1 protein-coding gene is annotated in these 843 nt (G+C 63.8%); it reads right to left on the bottom strand.

What is annotated here, in order from left to right; all coding sequences use genetic code 11:
• Window positions 1-64: 64 nt before the first annotated feature.
• On the bottom strand, window positions 65-843 hold a 779-nt coding region (locus GWC77_RS28065), incomplete at its 5' end, for a DDE-type integrase/transposase/recombinase (protein WP_173262838.1).

Below are 843 nucleotides of genomic sequence, written 5' to 3'. Positions count from 1 at the left end.
CACAGCTCGATCGAGTCCTTGTCCAGTGGCGCACAGCGCAGGCCGAAGTGCTGACGGTACATGGTTACACCCCGGTATGCGGATAGTGCTGTTGATGGGCAAGCTCGATCAGGTTCGGGCCGGTAGTCGTTGCGGCAGTGGCCGGTTCGGGCGCAGGCCGCTGTCGCCGGCGCGTGCTGTTGGCGATGGCATCGAGCGGGGTGGCCATGCCGATGCATTTGCCCTCATCGCTCTGGACGTGCATGACGGCGCCGGTGTGGGGGTCGACCACGAGCTGGATGTGCTGGCCGGTGAGCTCGTACGGGACTTCGAACTGCTTGCCGTTGTACGAGACGGTGCCGTCACGGCGCACCAGGCGTTTGACGCGATGCCAGAAGAGTTCGTCGAGCTGCGCGGCCAGCGACCCGAGCAGACGGATACGCGGCAGGTCCTGCTGGTAGCGCGAAAGCGGCGTGTGCTCGCCGAGTGCGCTGTGTTTGCTGCGGTGATAGACCTGCTCGATCCAGCCCCACAGGCGGGCGTTCAGGTCGCCCAGTTCACGGATATGAGTGGTATCGAGTTCAGCGAGGAACTGGGCACGTAGCGTCCTGTGCCAGCGTTCGATCTTGCCTTTACCTTCGGGCACATAAGGGCGGCAATAGACGAGACGGATGGACAGGCGCGCGCAGATGCCCTGCAAGGTGCTGCTGCGGTAAGCCGAGCCGTTATCGACCACGAGCCGACCGGGTATCCCTCTACGCATTAACGCCTGCTTGAGCACGCCCTCGATCTCCAGGGCGTTCTCCGAGACACAGAATGCGCTGTGGGCGATGAGCCGCGAGGCATCGTCCATCAGCGAGACGA

This window comes from Paraburkholderia sp. NMBU_R16 (assembly GCF_013282575.1).
GTDB lineage: Bacteria > Pseudomonadota > Gammaproteobacteria > Burkholderiales > Burkholderiaceae > Trinickia.
This window is presented reverse-complemented; position numbering and strand designations above follow the sequence as displayed.